The organism is Knoellia sp. Soil729, from assembly GCF_001427985.1.
GTDB lineage: Bacteria > Actinomycetota > Actinomycetes > Actinomycetales > Dermatophilaceae > Knoellia.
In genome coordinates, this window is the sequence record NZ_LMSA01000001.1 from 925,576 (window position 1) to 943,408 (window position 17,833).

16 protein-coding genes are annotated in these 17,833 nt (G+C 71.7%); 11 read left to right on the forward strand and 5 right to left on the reverse strand.

Annotation, left to right across the window (positions count from 1 at the left end; translation table 11 throughout):
- Positions 1–2 precede the first annotated feature (2 nt).
- Positions 3–740 (reverse strand): DUF3027 domain-containing protein, encoded by a 738-nt coding sequence (locus ASG74_RS04155; RefSeq protein WP_056139216.1) that lies wholly within the window; start codon positions 738–740, stop codon positions 3–5.
- Positions 740–1,144 (reverse strand): cold-shock protein, encoded by a 405-nt coding sequence (locus tag ASG74_RS04160; RefSeq protein ID WP_056139217.1) that lies wholly within the window; start codon positions 1,142–1,144, stop codon positions 740–742. The genes ASG74_RS04155 and ASG74_RS04160 overlap by 1 nt, the downstream gene beginning before the upstream one ends.
- A 252-nt stretch (positions 1,145–1,396) precedes the next feature.
- Here ASG74_RS04160 and ASG74_RS04165 point away from each other — a divergent pair, with 252 nt between their 5' ends.
- Complete coding sequence (locus ASG74_RS04165) at positions 1,397–2,665, forward strand: MFS transporter (RefSeq protein WP_056139619.1); 1,269 nt, start codon at positions 1,397–1,399, stop codon at positions 2,663–2,665.
- Here ASG74_RS04165 and ASG74_RS04170 read toward each other — a convergent pair.
- On the reverse strand, positions 2,652–3,572 hold the full coding sequence (locus ASG74_RS04170; protein WP_056139219.1) for an aldose 1-epimerase family protein: 921 nt from the start codon (positions 3,570–3,572) through the stop codon (positions 2,652–2,654). The two genes, ASG74_RS04165 and ASG74_RS04170, sit on opposite strands and share 14 nt — an antisense overlap.
- Positions 3,573–3,626: 54 nt before the next feature.
- On the opposite strand from ASG74_RS04170, the gene ASG74_RS04175 reads away from it, so the two are divergent.
- Positions 3,627–5,912, forward strand: a complete 2,286-nt coding sequence (locus tag ASG74_RS04175; protein WP_056139221.1) for a helicase-associated domain-containing protein — start codon at positions 3,627–3,629, stop codon at positions 5,910–5,912.
- A 143-nt stretch (positions 5,913–6,055) separates the two neighbouring features.
- On the opposite strand, the gene ASG74_RS04180 is transcribed toward ASG74_RS04175, so the two are convergent.
- Entirely contained in the window at positions 6,056–6,994 is a 939-nt protein-coding gene (locus ASG74_RS04180) for a hydroxymethylglutaryl-CoA lyase (RefSeq protein ID WP_056139621.1), read from the reverse strand.
- A gap of 95 nt (positions 6,995–7,089) precedes the next feature.
- Between ASG74_RS04180 and ASG74_RS04185 the strand changes: the two genes are divergently transcribed.
- The 8 genes from ASG74_RS04185 (at position 7,090) to ASG74_RS04220 (ending at position 16,615) form a co-directional block, all read left to right on the forward strand.
- The gene (locus tag ASG74_RS04185) at positions 7,090–7,791 is read left to right on the forward strand and encodes a DUF4190 domain-containing protein (RefSeq protein ID WP_156465271.1); all 702 of its coding nucleotides are present in this window, start codon (positions 7,090–7,092) and stop codon (positions 7,789–7,791) included.
- Positions 7,792–7,798: 7 nt separating this feature from the next.
- Positions 7,799–9,436, forward strand: a complete 1,638-nt coding sequence (locus ASG74_RS04190) for a DNA repair helicase XPB (RefSeq protein ID WP_056139225.1) — start codon at positions 7,799–7,801, stop codon at positions 9,434–9,436.
- A gap of 246 nt (positions 9,437–9,682) precedes the next feature.
- Positions 9,683–10,306 (forward strand): hypothetical protein, encoded by a 624-nt coding sequence (locus tag ASG74_RS04195; RefSeq protein WP_056139227.1) that lies wholly within the window; start codon positions 9,683–9,685, stop codon positions 10,304–10,306.
- Between the two features lie 59 nt (positions 10,307–10,365).
- Complete coding sequence (locus ASG74_RS04200; RefSeq protein WP_056139233.1) at positions 10,366–11,073, forward strand: response regulator transcription factor; 708 nt, start codon at positions 10,366–10,368, stop codon at positions 11,071–11,073.
- The gene (locus ASG74_RS04205) at positions 11,073–12,530 is read left to right on the forward strand and encodes a sensor histidine kinase (RefSeq protein ID WP_056139235.1); all 1,458 of its coding nucleotides are present in this window, start codon (positions 11,073–11,075) and stop codon (positions 12,528–12,530) included. Before ASG74_RS04200 ends, ASG74_RS04205 begins: the two co-directional genes overlap by 1 nt.
- A gap of 48 nt (positions 12,531–12,578) precedes the next feature.
- Positions 12,579–13,988 carry a S1C family serine protease gene (locus ASG74_RS04210; RefSeq protein WP_056139237.1) on the forward strand — a complete coding sequence of 470 codons (1,410 nt, stop codon included), beginning with the start codon at positions 12,579–12,581 and terminating at the stop codon, positions 13,986–13,988.
- Positions 13,989–14,113: 125 nt separating this feature from the next.
- Entirely contained in the window at positions 14,114–15,943 is a 1,830-nt protein-coding gene (locus ASG74_RS04215) for a DUF2339 domain-containing protein (protein ID WP_056139240.1), read from the forward strand.
- 12 nt (positions 15,944–15,955) lie between these two features.
- Positions 15,956–16,615, forward strand: coding sequence for an HD domain-containing protein (locus ASG74_RS04220; protein ID WP_056139242.1), 660 nt, complete (start codon positions 15,956–15,958; stop codon positions 16,613–16,615).
- Here ASG74_RS04220 and ASG74_RS16830 read toward each other — a convergent pair.
- Positions 16,601–17,338 carry a DUF4031 domain-containing protein gene (locus ASG74_RS16830; RefSeq protein ID WP_082569489.1) on the reverse strand — a complete coding sequence of 246 codons (738 nt, stop codon included), beginning with the start codon at positions 17,336–17,338 and terminating at the stop codon, positions 16,601–16,603. The two genes, ASG74_RS04220 and ASG74_RS16830, sit on opposite strands and share 15 nt — an antisense overlap.
- A 126-nt stretch (positions 17,339–17,464) precedes the next feature.
- Between ASG74_RS16830 and ASG74_RS04230 the strand changes: the two genes are divergently transcribed.
- Positions 17,465–17,755 (forward strand): WXG100 family type VII secretion target, encoded by a 291-nt coding sequence (locus ASG74_RS04230; protein WP_056139244.1) that lies wholly within the window; start codon positions 17,465–17,467, stop codon positions 17,753–17,755.
- Positions 17,756–17,833 lie beyond the last annotated feature (78 nt).

Here is a 17,833-nt window from a genome sequence, read left to right on the forward strand (position 1 = left end):
GGTCAGACCCGCTCGAGCTCGTTGTCGTCGAGCACGATGGGCGCGATCACCTCGGGCTCGGGAGCCTGCATGTCCACCTCGGAGTGTGCGCCGCACCCGTGGTCAATGCTCACGACGCGACCGTCGGAGGGCGACCAGGCGTTGGCGCACACGCCGAAAAAATCCCGCAGGGCACCCGCCATCGGCACGAAGAAGCCGCACGACGAGCAGGGTGCGGGAGCCTTCTGGGCCACCGGCGCGTTGGGTCCGTGGTCACCCTCGTACCACCGTTGCGCGGCGGCCGCGCGGCCCTCTGCGGACAGCACGCGGGGACGGCCGAGGCCGAGCTCCCACTGCGCCATCTGGTCGACGTCCTCGTCACCGGTGGCCTCGAACCCGGCCTCGAGCAACGGGTCGTCGTCGATCTTGGGGGTGACGTCGCCGGGTCCGACGTCTCCGGGAGCCAGCCGGTCGGCATACGGAAGCCACTCCGGTGACAACAGCGCGCCGTCACCCGGGACGAGGTTGGTCTCGCACACGGTGACGGTCTTGGAGCGCGGCACGCGCGCGACGGTGATCGCCCAGCGCCAACCGGGATACGCCGCGGCCGTGCACGTGAAGTAGTGCGTGGCGAGGCGGTCCTCGACCATCTCCATGCCGAGGTGGTCGCCGACGGTGCCGGACTCGGCGATGGACTCGGCGGCCTCACGGGCGAGGTCGAGGGCTGCGCGCAGCGTCGGGTCGGGCTTGACGGCCGCCATCAGACGTCGAGGTCGTCGGCGACGGCTCGCAGCACCTGGGCGACCTTGCCGCCGTGACCGCGGTCGGGGTAGTGCCCCCGCCGCAACGAGCTCTGCACCGAGTCGAGAAGGGTGATGAGGTCCTCGACGATGACGACCATGTCCTCGGCCGGCTTGCGGTCGCGCACCTTGCGGTTGGCGGTCACGCTCGCGGCGGGCTCGAGCAGGCGCACGGACAGCGCCTGGGCGCCACGGCGTCCCTCGACGATCCCGAACTCGATGCGCGCGCCGTTCTTGAGCGACGTCACGCCCTCGGGCAGCGCGCTGGAGGGCACGAAGACGTCGCCACCCTCGGTGGGGTCGTCGGTGGACACGAACCCGAAGCCCTTGTCGGAGTCGTAGAACTTCACCTTGCCAGTCGGCACGGGGCACCTCTGTGGTTGCTTTGGGGGGTCCGGAGTGCGGGCATCGCACCTCCGGGCTAACGCAGACAGGCTATCTCGGACGAGGTATGCCGTGCGCACGCCTTTCGCGCACTCCGCTGCGGCCGACCGGACGGAACCTTGGGGTCGGGAGGGTTCGGTTCCCTCCGGACGCCAAGGTTCCCGCAGGGGGAGCGAAAGTTGAGGCGGGGAAGTCGGTTGGTCGAGGTCGGTGCCCACTGGGAGAGTTCTCCCGTGAGCACGACGACCGAGCGGCCCAGGGTGAGCCTGCGACAGTTCTGGACCGACCTCCCGGCACCGGGTCGGTGGCTGCTGTCGACGGTGGCGGTCCAGACGCTCGGGCGCGGCCTGACCCTGCCCTTCACGGTGATCTACATCCACGAGCTCCGGGGCATCAGCCTGTCCACCGCCGGCACCCTCCTCGCCCTCATCGCGGGGGTGGCCCTGGCCGTCACCGGGCCCGGTGGCGCGCTGACCGACCGCATCGGCGCCCGGCGCATGCTCGTCGCGGGCACGTCCGCCCAGCTCGTCGGCTGCATCGTCCTCGCCTTCGCGACGACGGTCCCCGTCTTCGTCGTGGGCTTCGTCCTCCTCGGGTTCAACTTCGGAGTCTCCTGGCCGGCCTTCAACGCGCTCATCGCGTCGGTGGTGACCGGTCCGCTGCGCCAGCAGTACTTCGGGGTCAACTTCGCCCTCGTCAACCTCGGCATCGGGGTGGGCGGCATCGTCGGCGGGGTGTTCGTCGACGTGCACGAGCCCCTCACCTTCACGCTCATCTTCCTGGCGGACGCGGTGAGCATGCTCGTTCCCATCGGCCTGCTGCTCGGGCCGTTGCGCCACGTGCACGGCCGAGCCGAGCGCCCCGCCGATGCTGCCACGGTCGGCTACCTCGACCTGCTGCGCCGCCCGCCGGTGCTGTGGCTGACCTTCGTCACCTTCCTGTGCACGTTCATCGGCTATGGCCAGATCGAGTCGGGCTTCCCCGCGTTCTCACGCCAGGTCGGTGGGGTGTCCACCGGCACCATCGGCCTCGCGTTCGCCGTCAACACCGTCGTCATCGTCGCGATGCAGTTCGCGGTCCTCAAGCTCGTCACCGGTCGCCGGCGCACCCGCGTGCTGCTCGTCATGGTGGCGGTGTGGCTCACGTCCTGGATCGTGCTGTCAGCGGCCGGCCTGCGGCCGTCGACCCTCGCCGCCACGGTCGCGGTCGTGGGCTTCATGGCGGTGTTCGGCTTCGGCGAGATCTTCATGCAGATCGCCATCCCGGCCATCACCAACGACATGGCCGACGACCACATCCGTGGCCGGGCCAACGCGGTCAACGCCGGCGCCTTCCAGGGCGGGGCCATCCTCGGGCCGATCGTCTCCGGCATCCTCCTGGACCGCGGCCTGGGCGCTGTCTTCATCGGGGCGATGCTCGCCGGGCTCCTCGTCATGGCGGCCGGGATCCTCGCCCTCGAGCGTCACCTCACGCCGGTCGAGAACGGCGTCACCTCGGGCTGATCCCCCACGTGCCGGTCCAGCTCTGCCCCGGCGGGAGCTCGACCAGTGAGTCGCCGGAGTTGAAGGCGTCGGGCGGGCACGACATCGGCTCGACCGCGATGCCGTGCTCCCCCGGCTGCCCGGCCTCCGCCTTGCCCGAGAACACCTGCGCCCACGGCAACGACTCAGCCTCCGCCCACACGTCCACGACCGGGCGTCCCGGAGCGGCCACCGTGACCGTCCACCGTCCGTCGACGACCTCCAGATCCCGGTATGCCGTGTCGAGACGCCGCTCCCCGATCGCCCGGGACTGACGGAAGTCGAACGGCGAGCCCGCGACCGGGCTGGTGCCGGTCGGGATGAGCTTCTCGTCGACGTCGACGTACGCGGCGCCGGGCACCGTCACCTCGACCTCACCCACGGGCACGTCACCGATCGCAATGTAGGGATGGGCGCCATAACCGAACGGAGCGGTGCCCTCCCCCACGTTCGTCACGCGGACGGTGACGGTCAGGCCGTCAGCGGACACGGCATACGTGGTCGTGGACTCGAGGTGCCAGTCCCAGCCCGGCTGCGGGAAGAGTCGATGAGCCACCGTGAGCGACGAGTCCGTGCGTTCGGCCAGGCGCCAGGGTGCCCAGCGGACGAGGCCGTGGCTGGCATTGCCGAGGTCGACCTCGGTGAGGGGCAGCTGGTGCTCCACGCCGTCGTAGGAGTAGCGGCCGTCACGGATCCGGTTGGGCCACGGGATGAGCTGCTGCCCGCGACCGCTCGTGCACGGTGAGTCCACCTCGTAGCCCGCGAGGATGTCGACGCCGTCACGCGTCCACGTGCGCAGCCCGCCACCGACCTCCACGACCGTGAGCACGTCGGGGCCTGCGGAGAGGTGCCACTGCTCGCCGGTGGGGGACGTCGCGCGTGAGGTCATGGCCGCGAATCTACGCGGCACGTAGGGGCGCTGGTGGGGACGTACTGTAGGGAAGTGCTGCCCGAGTCCCCTCCCCCGATCCGTTCGCTCGCCGATGACATCAGGGGCCGCTCCGACGAGGAGCTCACGGCCCTGCTCGCAGCCCGGCCCGACCTCGCCCGCCCGGCACCCAGCGACCTCACCGCCCTCGCCTCGCGCAGCTCGACGCGTGCCAGCACCGCACGCGCCGTCGACGGCCTCGACACCGCCCACCTGCTGGCCCTCGAAGCCGCTGCCGTCGGCGGAGAGTCAGTCACCCCCACGGCCCTCGCTCGGCTCCTGGATGGGGCCGACGTGGACCTCGTCGAGTCGCTCCTCGACGACCTCTGGCGGCTCGGCCTGGTCTGGCGGGCGCCGCAGGGGCTCGTCGTCACGCGCACGGTGGTCGACGTCCTCGGCGAGAGTGTTGCCGGCCTCGGGTTGCCCGCCGACGACCTGCCCGGTCCTGCCGCCGCCGATGACGAGACGCTGCGTGCCGAGATCGCCACCGCACCGCCGCGTGCCCGCGCCATCCTCGACCGCCTTGCCTGGGGACCACCGGTGGGCATCGTGCCGGCCGACGACGCCCCCGGCCGCCGCGGACCCTCGGACGACGGCGCCCGCTGGCTGGTCGCGCACGGCCTCGTGCGAGCCATCGCCGCCGACCAGGTCGCGCTGCCCCGCGAGGTGTCGATGGTGCTGCGCGACGGGCGTGTGCACCGTCAGCCGCGGCTCGACCCACCGGAGCTCGCCGGGGTCACCCGCCAGGTCGAGCAGGTCGACGCCGCCGCGGGGGCGTCCGCCAGCGAGGTGCTCGCCCTCCTCGACGAGCTCCTCGACTCGTGGTCGCAGAACCCTCCCCGGGTCCTGCGCACCGGAGGCCTCGCGGTCCGGGACCTCAAGGCCGCGGCGGCCCAGCTCGACACGTCGCCGGAGCACACGGCATACCTCGTCGAGCTCGCCCTCATCGCCGACCTCGTCGCCGACGACGGCGAGGTCGACCCCCACTGGGTGCCGACCGCCGAGTACGACATCTGGCAGACCGAGCCCGGCGGTGAGCGGTGGGCCCGCCTGGCCCTGGCCTGGTTGACGACGACGCGGGCACCGCACCGGGTGGGCAGCCGCACCGACGCCGCGGCCGTCATCAACGCGCTGGGTCCTGACGGGCAGTGGCCACCGATCCGCACCCTGCGCCGGGGCGTCCTCGACCTGCTCGCGGGCGTGCAGGAGGGTGTCGCGGCCTCTGCCACGGACGTCGCCGAGGCCGTGCGCTGGCGCCGTCCACGCCGCGTGCCCCGCACCCTCGACGCGGTGGTCGCCGCCGTGCTGCGCGAGGCCTCCTGGCTCGGGGTGACCGGTCACGGCGCCCTCAGCGTCGGCGGCCGCGCGCTGCTCGCCAGCGAAGGCGATGTTCAGGCGCTCGCCGAGTCCATCCACCCGCACTTGCCCGCACCCGTCGACGCCGTGCTGCTCCAGGCAGACCTGACCGCCATCGCCCCCGGACCCGTCACTGGCTCGCTCGCGGCGTTCCTGCGGCTCGTGGCCGACGTCGAGTCGCGTGGCGGAGCGACGGTGCACCGCTTCAGCGAGGACTCGATCCGCCGCTGCCTCGACACGGGCTGGACCGGAGAGGACATCCTCGCCGGGCTGCGTGACGCCAGCAGCACCCCCGTGCCGCAGCCACTCGAGTACCTCGTGCGTGACGTCGCCCGCCGCCACGGCACCATCCGGGTGCGAGGGGTGAGCTCGGTGATCCGCAGTGAGGACGAGGGCGGCCTCGACGTCATGCTCGCCCACCGCAAGCTCGCCGCCCTGCAGCTGCGACGCATCGCGCCGACCGTCCTCACCTCCCCCGTCGGCCCCGAGGTCGTGCTCGAGATGCTGCGTGAGGAGGGGTTCGCGCCCGTCCCCGAGTCGGCCTCCGGCACCGTGACCGTGCCGACCCGGCCGGCGCGCCGGGCAGTGAGACAGCGCGCGGTGGACCCGGCGCTCGTCCAGCTGATGGATGAGGCCCAGCTCGGCTCCCTCATCGCCGGCCTGCGCGCGGCCGAGGCCCACGCGCGCACCCGCGCGCCGATGACGATGGACGGCCGCACGGGTCCGGCGATCCCGGCCAACGACCCCACGACGTCGATGGCCGTGCTGCGCGAGGCCATCGCCGACGGACGGCCAGCGTGGCTGGGCTACTCCGACGGCATCGGGCGCACCCAGCGGCTGCTCTTCTACCCCGAACGCATCGACGGAGGACGGGTCACGGGCGTCTCGGACGGGGTCACCCGCACGCTCTCGATCCACCGCATCACCGGCGTCGTCCCCGACTGACCCCGCCGCGTTCAGCGGACCACGGGGTCAGGGTCGGCTGAGATGTGGCGAGGCGTGCGTTCGCGACGAAGGAGCGACTGAGCGCGCCTCACCACATCACATCCGGCCGTGTTCAGCAGACCGCAGGCTGGCCGAACGGGCAATCAGTCGGCGGCGGGGGTGAGGGCTCGGACGACCGCGGACGGCGAGGGGCGGCCCAGTTGCGCGGCCATCCAGGCGCTGGTCGACAGGAGGGACTCGAGGTCGACGCCGGTGCGTACGCCCGCGCCAGTCATCGCCCACACCAGGTCCTCGGTGGCGAGGTTGCCGGTGGCGCTCTCGGCGTAGGGGCAACCGCCGAGGCCACCGGCCGACGAGTCGACGACGGTGACCCCGTGGCGCAGTGCGACCAAGGTGTTGCTCAGGGCCTGGCCGTAGGTGTCGTGGAAGTGGACACCGATGCGCTCGACGCCAATCTGTTTGTGCCCCAAGGCTTCCAGCAGGCGGGTGACGTGACCCGAGGTCGCGACACCGATGGTGTCGCCGATGGAGAGCTGGTCGCACCCGAGCTCCATGAGCCGCTCGGCCACCCGGGCGACCTGCTCGACCGGGACCGGGCCCTCCCACGGGTCGCCGAAGCACATGGAGATGTAGGCGCGCACCCACAGGCCCGCCTCGCGGGCCCGCTCGACGACCGGCGCAAACATGTCAATCGACTCGTCGACGGTCCGGTTGAGGTTCTTGCGGGCAAAGGTCTCTGTCGCGCTGCCGAAGATCGCGACGGCACCGACGCCCGCCTCCAACGCTCGATCCAGCCCGCGCTCGTTGGGCACGAGCACCGGACGTCGCGGTCCACGCCCCTCGTCGCCGAGCAGGGTGAGGACCTCGGCCGCATCCGCGAGCTGTGGCACCCACTGCGGGTTGACGAACGACGTGGTCTCGATGGTGACCAGGCCCGCGGCCGCAAGCCGTCTGATGAACTCGGCCTTGACGTCCGCCGGGACGACCGTCTTCTCGTTCTGCAGTCCGTCGCGCGCCCCGACCTCGTAGATCGTGATCTCTGGCGGGAGCGTCGGGTCCGGCTCGACCTGCGGAGTGCGCATGCTCATGCGTGCATCCTGACATGCACCCGCAACCGGAGCTGGCGGGCCATCGGACCATGGCACGCGAGCACACCCGGGCGGGATACCTTGTCGCCATGAGCGAGAACGACAAGGACCCGCAGCCGGGGGAGTTCAGGGACCCGACGGCGAGCCCGGAGTGGACCGCGCCCCGGGCTCCTCAGGGCGAGCCCACGGAGCAGATCCCCCAGGCCTCCGGGACGTCCGGTGGGTCCGAGGTGCCTGACGTGCCGCCTGCTCCGGCGGGTCCTGCCGCCCCCAGCTACGACGCCCCCTACCAGGCGCCGCGCGGCGAGAGCGATCCCTACTCCGGTTCCAGCACGCAACCCACGAACCCGTATGCCGCGACGCCCCCTCCGCCCCCCGCGGACCCCTACGGCGTACCCCAGGCCGCCCACGACCCCTACGCCGCGACGGGTGGGGCGGCAGCGCAGGGCGGCTACCCGGCATACAACGCCCCCGGTCAGTGGCAGGCCCCGCCCGCGGGCTACGGCGCACCCCCGGAGCAGAACACGAGCGCGCTCGTCCTGACGATCGTCTCGGGCATCACCACGCTGACCTGCTGCCTCCCCGGCATCGTCCCCCTCATCCTGGGCATCATGGCCCTCACCCGGAACGCCACCGACCCGGTGGGCTCCCGGCGCCTGGCGAAGTGGGGCTGGATCGCCTTCGGCATCGGCATCGCGCTCGCGGTCATCGTCATCGGTGCGGTCATCGTCTTCGGCCTGGCCGGCGCCTTCGACGGCGGCTACAGCTCCGACCCCGACTACACCTACTGAGGGACGCGTGACTGACGGCGCACTGATCGTCCAGAGCGACAAGACGCTCCTGCTCGAGGTCGACCACCCACGGTCGGCCGAGGCCCGGCGCGCGATCGCACCGTTCGCCGAGCTGGAGCGCGCGCCGGAGCACATCCACACCTATCGCATCACTCCTTTGGGCCTGTGGAACGCCCGCGCCGCGGGGCACGACGCCGAGCAGGTCATCGACGCCTTGGTGACGCACAGCCGCTACCCCGTGCCCCACGCGCTGCTCATCGACGTCGCCGACACGATGGCCCGCTACGGCCGGCTCACCCTCACCAAGGACGGCGATCTTCTCGTCCTGCGCACGACCGACCGTGCCGTGCTCACCGAGGTGCTGCGGCACAAGCGCATCAAGCCCCTCGTCGGCGAGCGCCTCGACGAGGACACCGTCGTCGTGCACCCCAGCGAGCGCGGCCACCTCAAGCAGGAGCTGCTCAAGGTGGGCTGGCCTGCCGAGGACGAGGCCGGCTACGTCGACGGCGAGGCACACACGATCACCTTGGACCAGAGCGACGGCTGGAGCCTGCGCCCCTACCAGGAGCAGGCGGTCGACGGCTTCTGGGACGGAGGCTCTGGGGTCGTCGTGCTCCCGTGCGGTGCAGGCAAGACGCTCGTCGGCGCCGGCGCGATGGCGAAGGCCTCGGCCACGACCCTCATCCTCGTGACCAACACCGTCTCGGCGCGGCAGTGGAAGGACGAGCTCATCCGCCGCACGAGCCTCACCGAGGACGAGATCGGCGAGTACTCCGGTGCCCGCAAGGAGATCCGCCCGGTCACCATCGCGACCTACCAGGTGCTCACCACCCGTCGCAAGGGCGTCTACACGCACCTCGACCTCCTCGACGCGCGCGACTGGGGCCTCGTCGTCTATGACGAGGTCCACCTGCTTCCCGCACCGATCTTCCGGATGACGGCCGACCTCCAGGCCCGGCGCCGGCTCGGCCTCACCGCGACCCTCGTGCGCGAGGACGGCCTCGAGTCCGACGTCTTCTCGCTCATCGGCCCGAAGCGGTTCGACGCACCGTGGAAGGACATCGAGGCGCAGGGCTACATCGCCCCTGCGGACTGCGTCGAGGTGCGGGTCACGCTCCCGGACGGACAACGCATGGCGTATGCCGTCGCGGAGCCCGAGGACCGCTACCGCCTCGCCTCCTGCTCGGACTCCAAGCTGCCCGTCGTCGAGAAGCTCGTCGCTCGCCACCACGGCGAGCCGACGCTGGTCATCGGCCAGTACCTCGACCAGCTCGACGAGCTCGCCACCCGACTGCAGGCGGACGTCATCACCGGCGAGACGTCGGTGACCGAGCGGCAGCGCCTCTACGACGCCTTCCGCACCGGCGAGATCAGCCTGCTCGTCGTCTCCAAGGTCGCGAACTTCTCGATCGACCTGCCCGAGGCGAGCGTCGCCATCCAGGTGTCGGGCACGTTCGGGTCGCGTCAGGAGGAGGCCCAGCGATTGGGCCGGGTCCTGCGCCCCAAGGGGGATGGCCGGACCGCGCACTTCTACACCGTCGTCGCGCGCGACACCGTCGACGCCGACTTCGCCGCCCACCGCCAGCGCTTCCTGGCCGAGCAGGGCTACGCCTACCGCATCGTCGACGCCGACGACCTCGACTAGACCGCGAAACCGGCAACCACACGAAGGCGACGAGCGCGCCGGACCAGCCCACCACCGGAAGCGCGGGACCTCCCGTTCGCCGCTGGCTGGGCCTGGCGGCGGGTCCCACGTTCTGCGTGGGCGCGGCGAGCGCGCTCAGCGCGCGAGCCGCGGATGGGACTGCGGCGAACGAGATGTCGCGCGCGACCCACCCGAAGGTGGGAGGACGGCATACGCCGCAGTGCAGCGTGTGTGAGAGTGGCGCCCATGACGCAGCCGCCCGAGGGCAACCCGACACCGCAGCCGACCCGCTTCCGGGTGCGCCAGAAGCTCACCCTGATGGTCAACCGCTACGAGGTCCACGGCGTGGGACCGGACGGCTCCGAGGTCGGCCTGTGGGCCTTCGCCGAGCAGAAGCGCATGGCGTTCAAGGAGCAGGTGACGTTCTTCTCCGACGCGGGCAAGAGCCAGCCCGTCTTCGGGTTCAAGGCACGCACCCGCATGGACCTCGGGGCGACCTACGACATCACCGACCCCAGGGGCAACCCGATCGGGCAGTTCCGCAAGGACTTCGCCAAGTCGTTGCTGCGCTCCACCTGGCACCTCACCGACGGCGCCGGCCGCGTCTCCCTCGGCCAGGAGCGCAACCACGGCATCGCCATCGTCCGGCGCATCTGGGACTTCATCCCGGTCGTCGGCGACATCCCCGTGCCGTTCCTGTTCCACTTCGACTTCGCCCTGCCCGACGGCCGGGTCGTCATGAGCAGCACGAAGAAGCCAGCCCTGCGTGACATCTACGAGGTCGAGCTCCCCGTCGTCGACGGCCACCCGCTGGACTGGCGGGTCGGCGCCGCCATGGCCGTCGCGCTGGACGCCCTCCAGTCCCGCTGACCGAGAACTGCACAGCACTCTCCCAGCCAACTCCCAGATCAGCCCCCGAGACTGGGAGCGTGAACACCAAGACGCCCGAAGCCACTCTCCTCGTCGTCGAGGACGAGCCCAACATCCGTGAGCTCCTCGCCACCTCGTTGCGCTTCGCCGGGTTCGAGGTCGTCACCGCTGCCACCGGCGGTGACGCGGTCAAGCTCGCCGACGAGCACCAGCCCGACCTCTGCGTCCTCGACGTGATGCTCCCCGACATGGACGGCTTCGCCGTGACCCGCAAGCTGCGCGAGTCCGGCAGACAGCTGCCCATCGTCTTCGTCACCGCGCGCGACTCCGTCGACGACAAGATCAAGGGGCTCACGGTCGGCGGCGACGACTACGTCACCAAGCCGTTCAGCCTCGAGGAGGTCGTCGCCCGCATCCGTGCCGTCCTGCGACGCACCCGGGGCGACCTCGACGACAGCTCGGCCCTGCACTTCGAGGACCTCGAGCTCGACGAGGACAGCCACGAGGTGCGCCGCGCCGGCCGCATCATCGAGACGAGCCCGACGGAGTTCAAGCTCCTGCGCTACCTCATGCTCAACCCCAACCGCGTGCTCTCCAAGGCCCAGATCCTGGATCACGTGTGGGAGTACGACTTCCGCGGCGAGAGCGGCATCGTCGAGTCCTACATCTCCTACCTGCGTCGCAAGATCGACGTCGACGGCCTTCCGCCGCTCATCCACACCAAGCGCGGCGTCGGCTACGTGCTGCGCCTCCCTCCCCAGGGCTGATGGCCAGCCCCACCGCGCCCCAGGCGGTCGTGCGCCGGCTCGAGGCGATGCCCCTGCGCGTGCGGCTGGTCGCGATCGTCCTGCTCGTCCTCACCGCCGCGCTGCTCTTCTCCAACCTCGCCACCGCCTACCTCATGCAGCGGGACCTGCTCGGCCGCGTGGACAGTGAGCTGCGCAGCGTGGCGACGCCCGTCGCGAGCCAGGCCCTCGACGAGCTCCGCAAGCAGGACGTCGAGGCGACGCCGACCAACTACGCCTTCGTCCTGTTCCCCGTCAACGGGGAGGAGACGACCGTCAACCCCACCGGTGAGAGGCAGCACCCCGCCGTGCCCCGCCTCGGCCTGCAGGACCTGCGGGTGCGGACGGGCCGCCCGTTCACCGTGAAGTCCGTCGATGGCGAGATGTCGTGGCGCTTCATCGCGGGCACGGTCAACGACGACAGGGCGACGTTCGCGGTCGGTGTCCCGCTGAGGTCGGTCAAGCAGACGGTGACGCGACTGCTCGTCACCACGGGTGTGCTCAGCGCGCTCGTCCTCGCCGGGTCGGCACTGCTCGGCTGGTATGCCGTCCGGCGGGCTTTCCGTCCCCTCGCCCAGATCGAGGACACCGCCGCTGCCATCGCCGGGGGTGACCTGACCAGGCGCATCCCCGTGCGACCGGCCGAGGACGAGGTGACGTCACTCTCCCGCAGCCTCAACGCGATGCTCGCCCAGATCGAGACGTCCTTCGCCGTCCGCGAGGCCTCCGAGGTGCGCATGCGGCAGTTCGTCGCGGACGCGAGCCACGAGCTGCGGACGCCCCTGGCCACGGTGCGCGGCTACGCCGAGCTGCACCGGCAGGGCGCGATCTCCAGCCCGGAGGACACCCGAGCCGCCATGGAGCGCATCGAGTCGGAGTCGGGTCGCATGAGCGGTCTGGTCGAGGGCCTGCTCACCCTCGCCCGGCTCGACGAGGAGCCGACGACCTCGATGGGCGAGGTCGACCTCACGGTCCTCGCCGCCGACGCCACGGCGGACGCGCGGGTGCGCGCCGGCGGCCGTCGCATCACCCTCACCGGCCTGGGCGGCCCGCTCGACGCGACGACCGTCTGGGGATCCGAGGCGCGGCTCCGGCAGGTGGTGACGAACCTCGTCGCCAACGCCGTCCGGCACACGCCGCAGGGAACACCGATCGAGCTCGCCGTCGGCGTCGACGGCGGCGACGGCGTCATCGAGGTGCGCGACCACGGCGACGGAATCCCTTCTGGCACAGCGCATCGAGTTTTCGAACGCTTCTACCGCGCCGACCCCTCGCGTGGGCGCAGCACGGGCGGCAACGGACTGGGACTCGCGATCGTCGCCGCCATCGTGGCCGCGCACCACGGCCGGGTCGGCGTTCAGGAGACGCCGGGAGGCGGCGCGACCTTCGTCGTCCGCATCCCCACAGCGGCCTCACAGGTGAGGTCCAGCGGGTCTTGATGTCGGCGGGGTTGAGTAGTCGATGACAGCCCAACGAAGGAGAGCATCATGAGCACCACCCAGCCAGGATCGACCGGTTCAGAGCCCGGCAGCACGCCCGAGGCCCCCGTCAACCAGGGTGCCGCTCCGACGCAGTCCCTTCCGCAGCAGGGGCCCCACACCGAGCAGTCCGCCCGCGAGACGCCTCGTTCGCATCCCACCGAGCCGGCGTCGACCACGTGGTACGGCGCCCACGAACCCGCAGGACCGGTGTTCCCCCCGCCACCGGCCCACGGGGCAGCTCCGCAGAGCCCTCAACCGCGCCCGCGCCAGCGGCGCCGGGTGGGCGACCTCTTCGCGGTGGCTGCACTCACTGCCGCCCTGGCAACGGGCGGCACGTACGCCGCGACCCAGCTGGGGTCGCAGGACACGCAGAACCCCTCTGCTGCGGCGTCCTCCTCCAGCCTGGGTCGCGGCGCATCGACCGCACCGGTGTCCCAGACCAACCCGCAGTCGCCCAACTGGACGGCCACGGCCGCCGCCGTCTCCCCGAGCGTGGTCGCCATCAAGACCGACAGCGGCGAGGGCTCGGGCGTCATCATCGACGACTCCGGCCACGTGCTCACGAACAACCACGTCGTCTCCGGCGCGCAGCAGCTCACGGTCACGCTGTTCGACGGCCGTACCTTCAAGGGCAAGATCCAGGGCACCGACGCGTCGACCGACCTCGCCGTCGTGACGATCGAGGGTGCGCCCGACGACCTCAAGCCCATCTCGGTCGGCAACTCCGACGACCTCAAGGTCGGCGACCCCGTGATGGCGGTCGGCAACCCGCTCGGCCTCGCCGGCACCGTGACGACGGGCATCGTCAGTGCCCTCAACCGGCCGGTGACCACCCAGGCCGCCGAGCAGCCCCAGCAGCAGAACCCGTTCGGCAACCAGCTGCCCCAGCAGCAGTCGAGCGAACCGGTCGTCACCAACGCCATCCAGACCTCGGCCGCGATCAACCCCGGCAACAGCGGTGGCGCCCTCGTCAACGCCAGCGGACAGCTCGTCGGGATCAACTCCTCGATCGCATCGCTCGGCTCGGGAGGGTCGTCGCAGAGCGGCAACATCGGCATCGGCTTCGCGATCCCCGTCAAGGAGGCCGCGTCCATCGCCCAGCAGCTCATCAAGGACGGCAAGGCGGTGCACGCCTACCTCGGCGTCGCCCCGGTCGACGGCACCGCGTCCGACGGCAACGCCACCCGGTCCGGCTCCAAGCTGCAGACCGTGCAGCCCGGGACGCCTGCAGACAAGGCCGGCCTCAAGGTCGGAGACGTCATCACGGCGGTCAACGGCGAGCGCGTCGACTCGGCCGAGGCACTCGTCGCCCACATCCGCGAGTACTCCGTCGGCGACACCGTGAAGCTCACGGTGCTGCGAGACGACAAGACCCAGGAGATCTCGGCAACGCTGGGCACCGCACCCGCGAACTGACCCGCGGTGGGTCCTCCCAGGGGTGGACCCACGCACCGGAGCACTCAGCGGGCCCCCACCGCTTGAGTGACCCGGTGAGTACCCCGACTCATGGAGTCGGGGTACTCGTCGTTCGACCATCAAGCATGAACGATCAGCTGCAGGACGTGCGTCGGCTCGAGTCCGAGTTCGCCGACGCGATGAACCGCATGTATGCCGTGGGCAACGGGCTCGCCCGGATGCGCACCGTTCTCGAGCTGGACACGGTCGTGCCGGCTCCCACTCCCGCTGCGACGCCCGGCTCCACCACTCCCACACCAGCACCCGCGACGGCCACCGCACCTGCTGCCTCGGCGCCCACCACTCGCCAGCGTCCAGCCGCCCCCGCCGTCCCGTCCTGGTGGCAACGCGAGGGGGCCGTCACCCGTGTGCTGGCCCTCGCCGGGGCCGTCGTCACGCTCGTCGGCGTGGCCATGCTGCTCGCCCTCGCGATGCAGCAGGGCTGGTTCGTGCCCGAGCTGCGCGTCGCCCTCGGCGTCCTGCTCGCCGCGGGGCTCGTGGCCGCCGGTCACGTCGTGCGGGCTCGTGAGGCCTCCCACGGGCGCTCCAGTGCCGCTCCCGTCGCGATCGCAGCCACCGGGTATGCCGCGGCCTACCTTGACGTCGTGGCGGTCACCACCGTCTATGGCTGGGTCCCGCGCGTGGGAGGCCCGGCGATCGCAGGGGCTGTCGCCGTCACGGGACTGCTCCTGGCACGTCGCTGGAACAGCCAGCTCCTCGGTGTCCTCACCGTCGTCGGCGCCACCCTCCTGGCCCCCGTCGTCGCACAGGGCGTCGGGGACGCGGTCTCGCTGTTCGTCGTCGTGCTCTCCGGCGCTGCCCTGCTGGCTCGCGGCGACCGCGGCTGGCCCGTGCTCGCCATGTCGCGCACCGTCCCCGCGGCCGGGCTCGTCCTCCTCGGCATCGCTGACGCCGATGGTCAGGGGTCACCCTCCACCGTGGCGATCGTTGCCGCCGGTGCCCTCACCGTGCTCGCCCTCGTCGGCGCCGTCTCGGCCGGCCGGCACTCCCGCACCGACCTGGTCGGCAGCGCCACCGTGGCTGCCTCGGCCATCTCGCTCCTCGTCGCCCTCGGCGTCCACGGCCAGACCCTGCAGACGACCGGCTTCGCGCTCGTGGCGGTCGCGTTCGCGGTGACGCTGGCCACCACGTCGCGCTCCCCCATCGGACCCGTACCCACTCCCCTCGCGACCACCCTCGGCTCCCTCTCGGGGGTCGCAGCGCTCCTCGCCGTCCTGAGCGGAGCACCCGAACGCTGGGTCGTCACCGGCATCCTCCTCACGGCCCTGGGCTATGCCGCTGCCGCCATCACGACACGCTCCCGCGTGACGCTCTGGGTCGCCGCCGGGACGGCGGTCGTCGCCTCCGTCGCCTACCTCACCCACCCGGCCGCCTACGTCGAGCTGTGGGAGGCCCGGAACCACGACGCGACCGCGGCCCTGCTCGACAGCCTGCTCGCGGGCGGGGTTGCCGCCCTGGGCGCCTGGGGCGTGGACGTGGTCCGCGGGATCCCCGTCCGGGTCCGCCGGCTCACGCGCATCGCCGCGCTCGTCGCCGGCCTGACCACCTCTGCGGTGGCGGTCATCTCCGTGGGGCTGCTCGCCGGCGAGGCGCTCGAGGCCACGTCTGCCGGCTTCCTCGCGGGGCACGCGCTCGCCACCGTGCTCTGGATGCTCACCTCGGCGTGGCTGCTCCTGCGCGGGCTGGAGGCGGAGTCGCGCCGGGCGCTTTCGCTGCGGCTGGGCCTCGGCCTCGCGGCGGTCAGCGTCGCCAAGCTGTTCCTCTTCGACCTCGCCACGCTCGACGGGTTGTGGCGGGTCGCCGCGTTCATCGTGACGGGACTGCTCCTCCTGGCCAGCGGGACGGCATACGCGAAGGCCCTGGACCGGACCCGAGCGCCGGGCGCAGCCGCCTGACAGACTTCCCGCATGCTGCGGGACACATTGTGGGACGAGGCCGTGCGTGCCGTCAGGGGTGACGTGCACGGCCTCGTCTCCACCCGTGTGGACCTCGTGGAGCGCTGGTCGCAGCACCACCGCGGCTACCACGACCTGCGGCACCTCGACGAGGTCCTTGGGGCCCTCACGGAGCTGCGTGACACCGCACTCGACACGGAGGAGGACTGGGCCAGCGTGGTCCTCGCGGCCTGGTTCCACGATGCGGTCTACGACGTCGCGACGCCGGGTGCCGGGGACCCCGAGAACGAGCGCCGCAGTGCCGAGCTGGCGCGAGCCACGCTGTGGGACAACGGAGTGGGCGCCGCGACGATCGAGTCCGTCGTATCCCTCGTGGAGGCGTCACAGACCCACGAGGTGTCCCAGACCCACGGACCGCAGGCAGTCTTCCACGACGCGGACCTCTGGATCCTGGGTGCACCGACGGCCCGTTTCGACGAGTACTGCGACGCCGTCCGGCGGGAGTATGCCGCCGTGCCCGACGACGCCTACGCGCAGGGCCGTTCGGCGATCCTCACGCCTTTCCTCGCGCGCAGCCATGTCTACCGCACGGACCACGCGCGAGGGCACTGGGAGGTCGCTGCCCGCGACAACCTCGCACGTGAGCTGGCCCGGCTGTCAGTGCGCCCCTGACCAGAGGCCTGGGCGCACGAGGGGCCACCAGTGGCGCTCCCCCAGCTCGGCCTCCTGCCGCTCCGGCGGGCACCAGGTGCCGGTTGCCGGCCCAGAACCCCCGACGGACAGCGCGAAGACCGCGAAGCACGCCGTCGGGGCCGGCCACGGATAGCCCCGGTCCGGCGCCGGCACGACGTTGCGGACGTAGCCGACCAGGGTGGCATCCCCGAGCCCGATGCCGAGGTCGGCGCCGAGGGACTCGAGCGCCTGCCGGGCAGACTCACCCTCTGCCACCGACCGTGTCGGCAGATCGTGACCGGCGCCGTCGGGGCGACTCACGACGAGCATGCCCCTGCCGCTGCTGATGACGGCCCGCACCACGACCGTGCGCGGAGGTGCGTCCACCTGCCGCGACGCGATGACGTCGGCGCGGCTGCCCGGTGGCAGCCACACGGGGTTTGTCGTGGAGTGCACGACCCGCTCCCGCGTGCGCTTGGGGATACGAAGTCCGCTGTCCCGCAACGCCAAGAGCAGCTCGCGTCCCTGCACCGGAGTCGCCCCGGCCGCGACGACGGCTGCATGGCGTTCCTCCGGAATGTCGTAGTGGTCACCCTCGAACGCTCGCCGCGAGATGCCCGCGCGCTCTGCGAACGCATGGAGCTCGGCATACGAGGTCGTGCTCACGAGGTGCGACCACAACCGTCCGTGGGCCGGCCACGCAGGGGGGTCGATGAGGAGCACCCGGGAATCGTATGCCGCGCCCGTGCACCGAGCCTGTGGACAACTCCACGGCGAGTTTCACGATTCTCCCTACCGTCAGGGCAGTGGTCGCGCCACCGGGTGCGACGCCGACAGAGGGGACCAGACATGGCAACCCAGTTCCAGGTCGACACCGAGCGCATCCAGTCCGCGTCCGGCGACATCGCCCGCATCTCCGGCGAGATCGAGGGCCAGGTCGCCCAGATGCTCGCCCGGCTCACGGCCCTGCAGGACGCGTGGAAGGGCGGGGCGGCCACCCAGTTCCACGGCGTCGTCACCCAGTGGCAGGGCACCCAGCGACAGGTGCAGAGCTCGCTGGACTCCATCGGCCAGGTGCTGGCCGCGGCGGGCGTGCAGTACGCCGAGACCGAGGCCCAGAACATGCGCATGTTCAGCTGAACCACGCCGCTTCCCACTGAGTGCCCGTTGGGCCGGTCCTCGGACAGCACCCCTGCGCTGGAAGGCGCCCAACGGGCA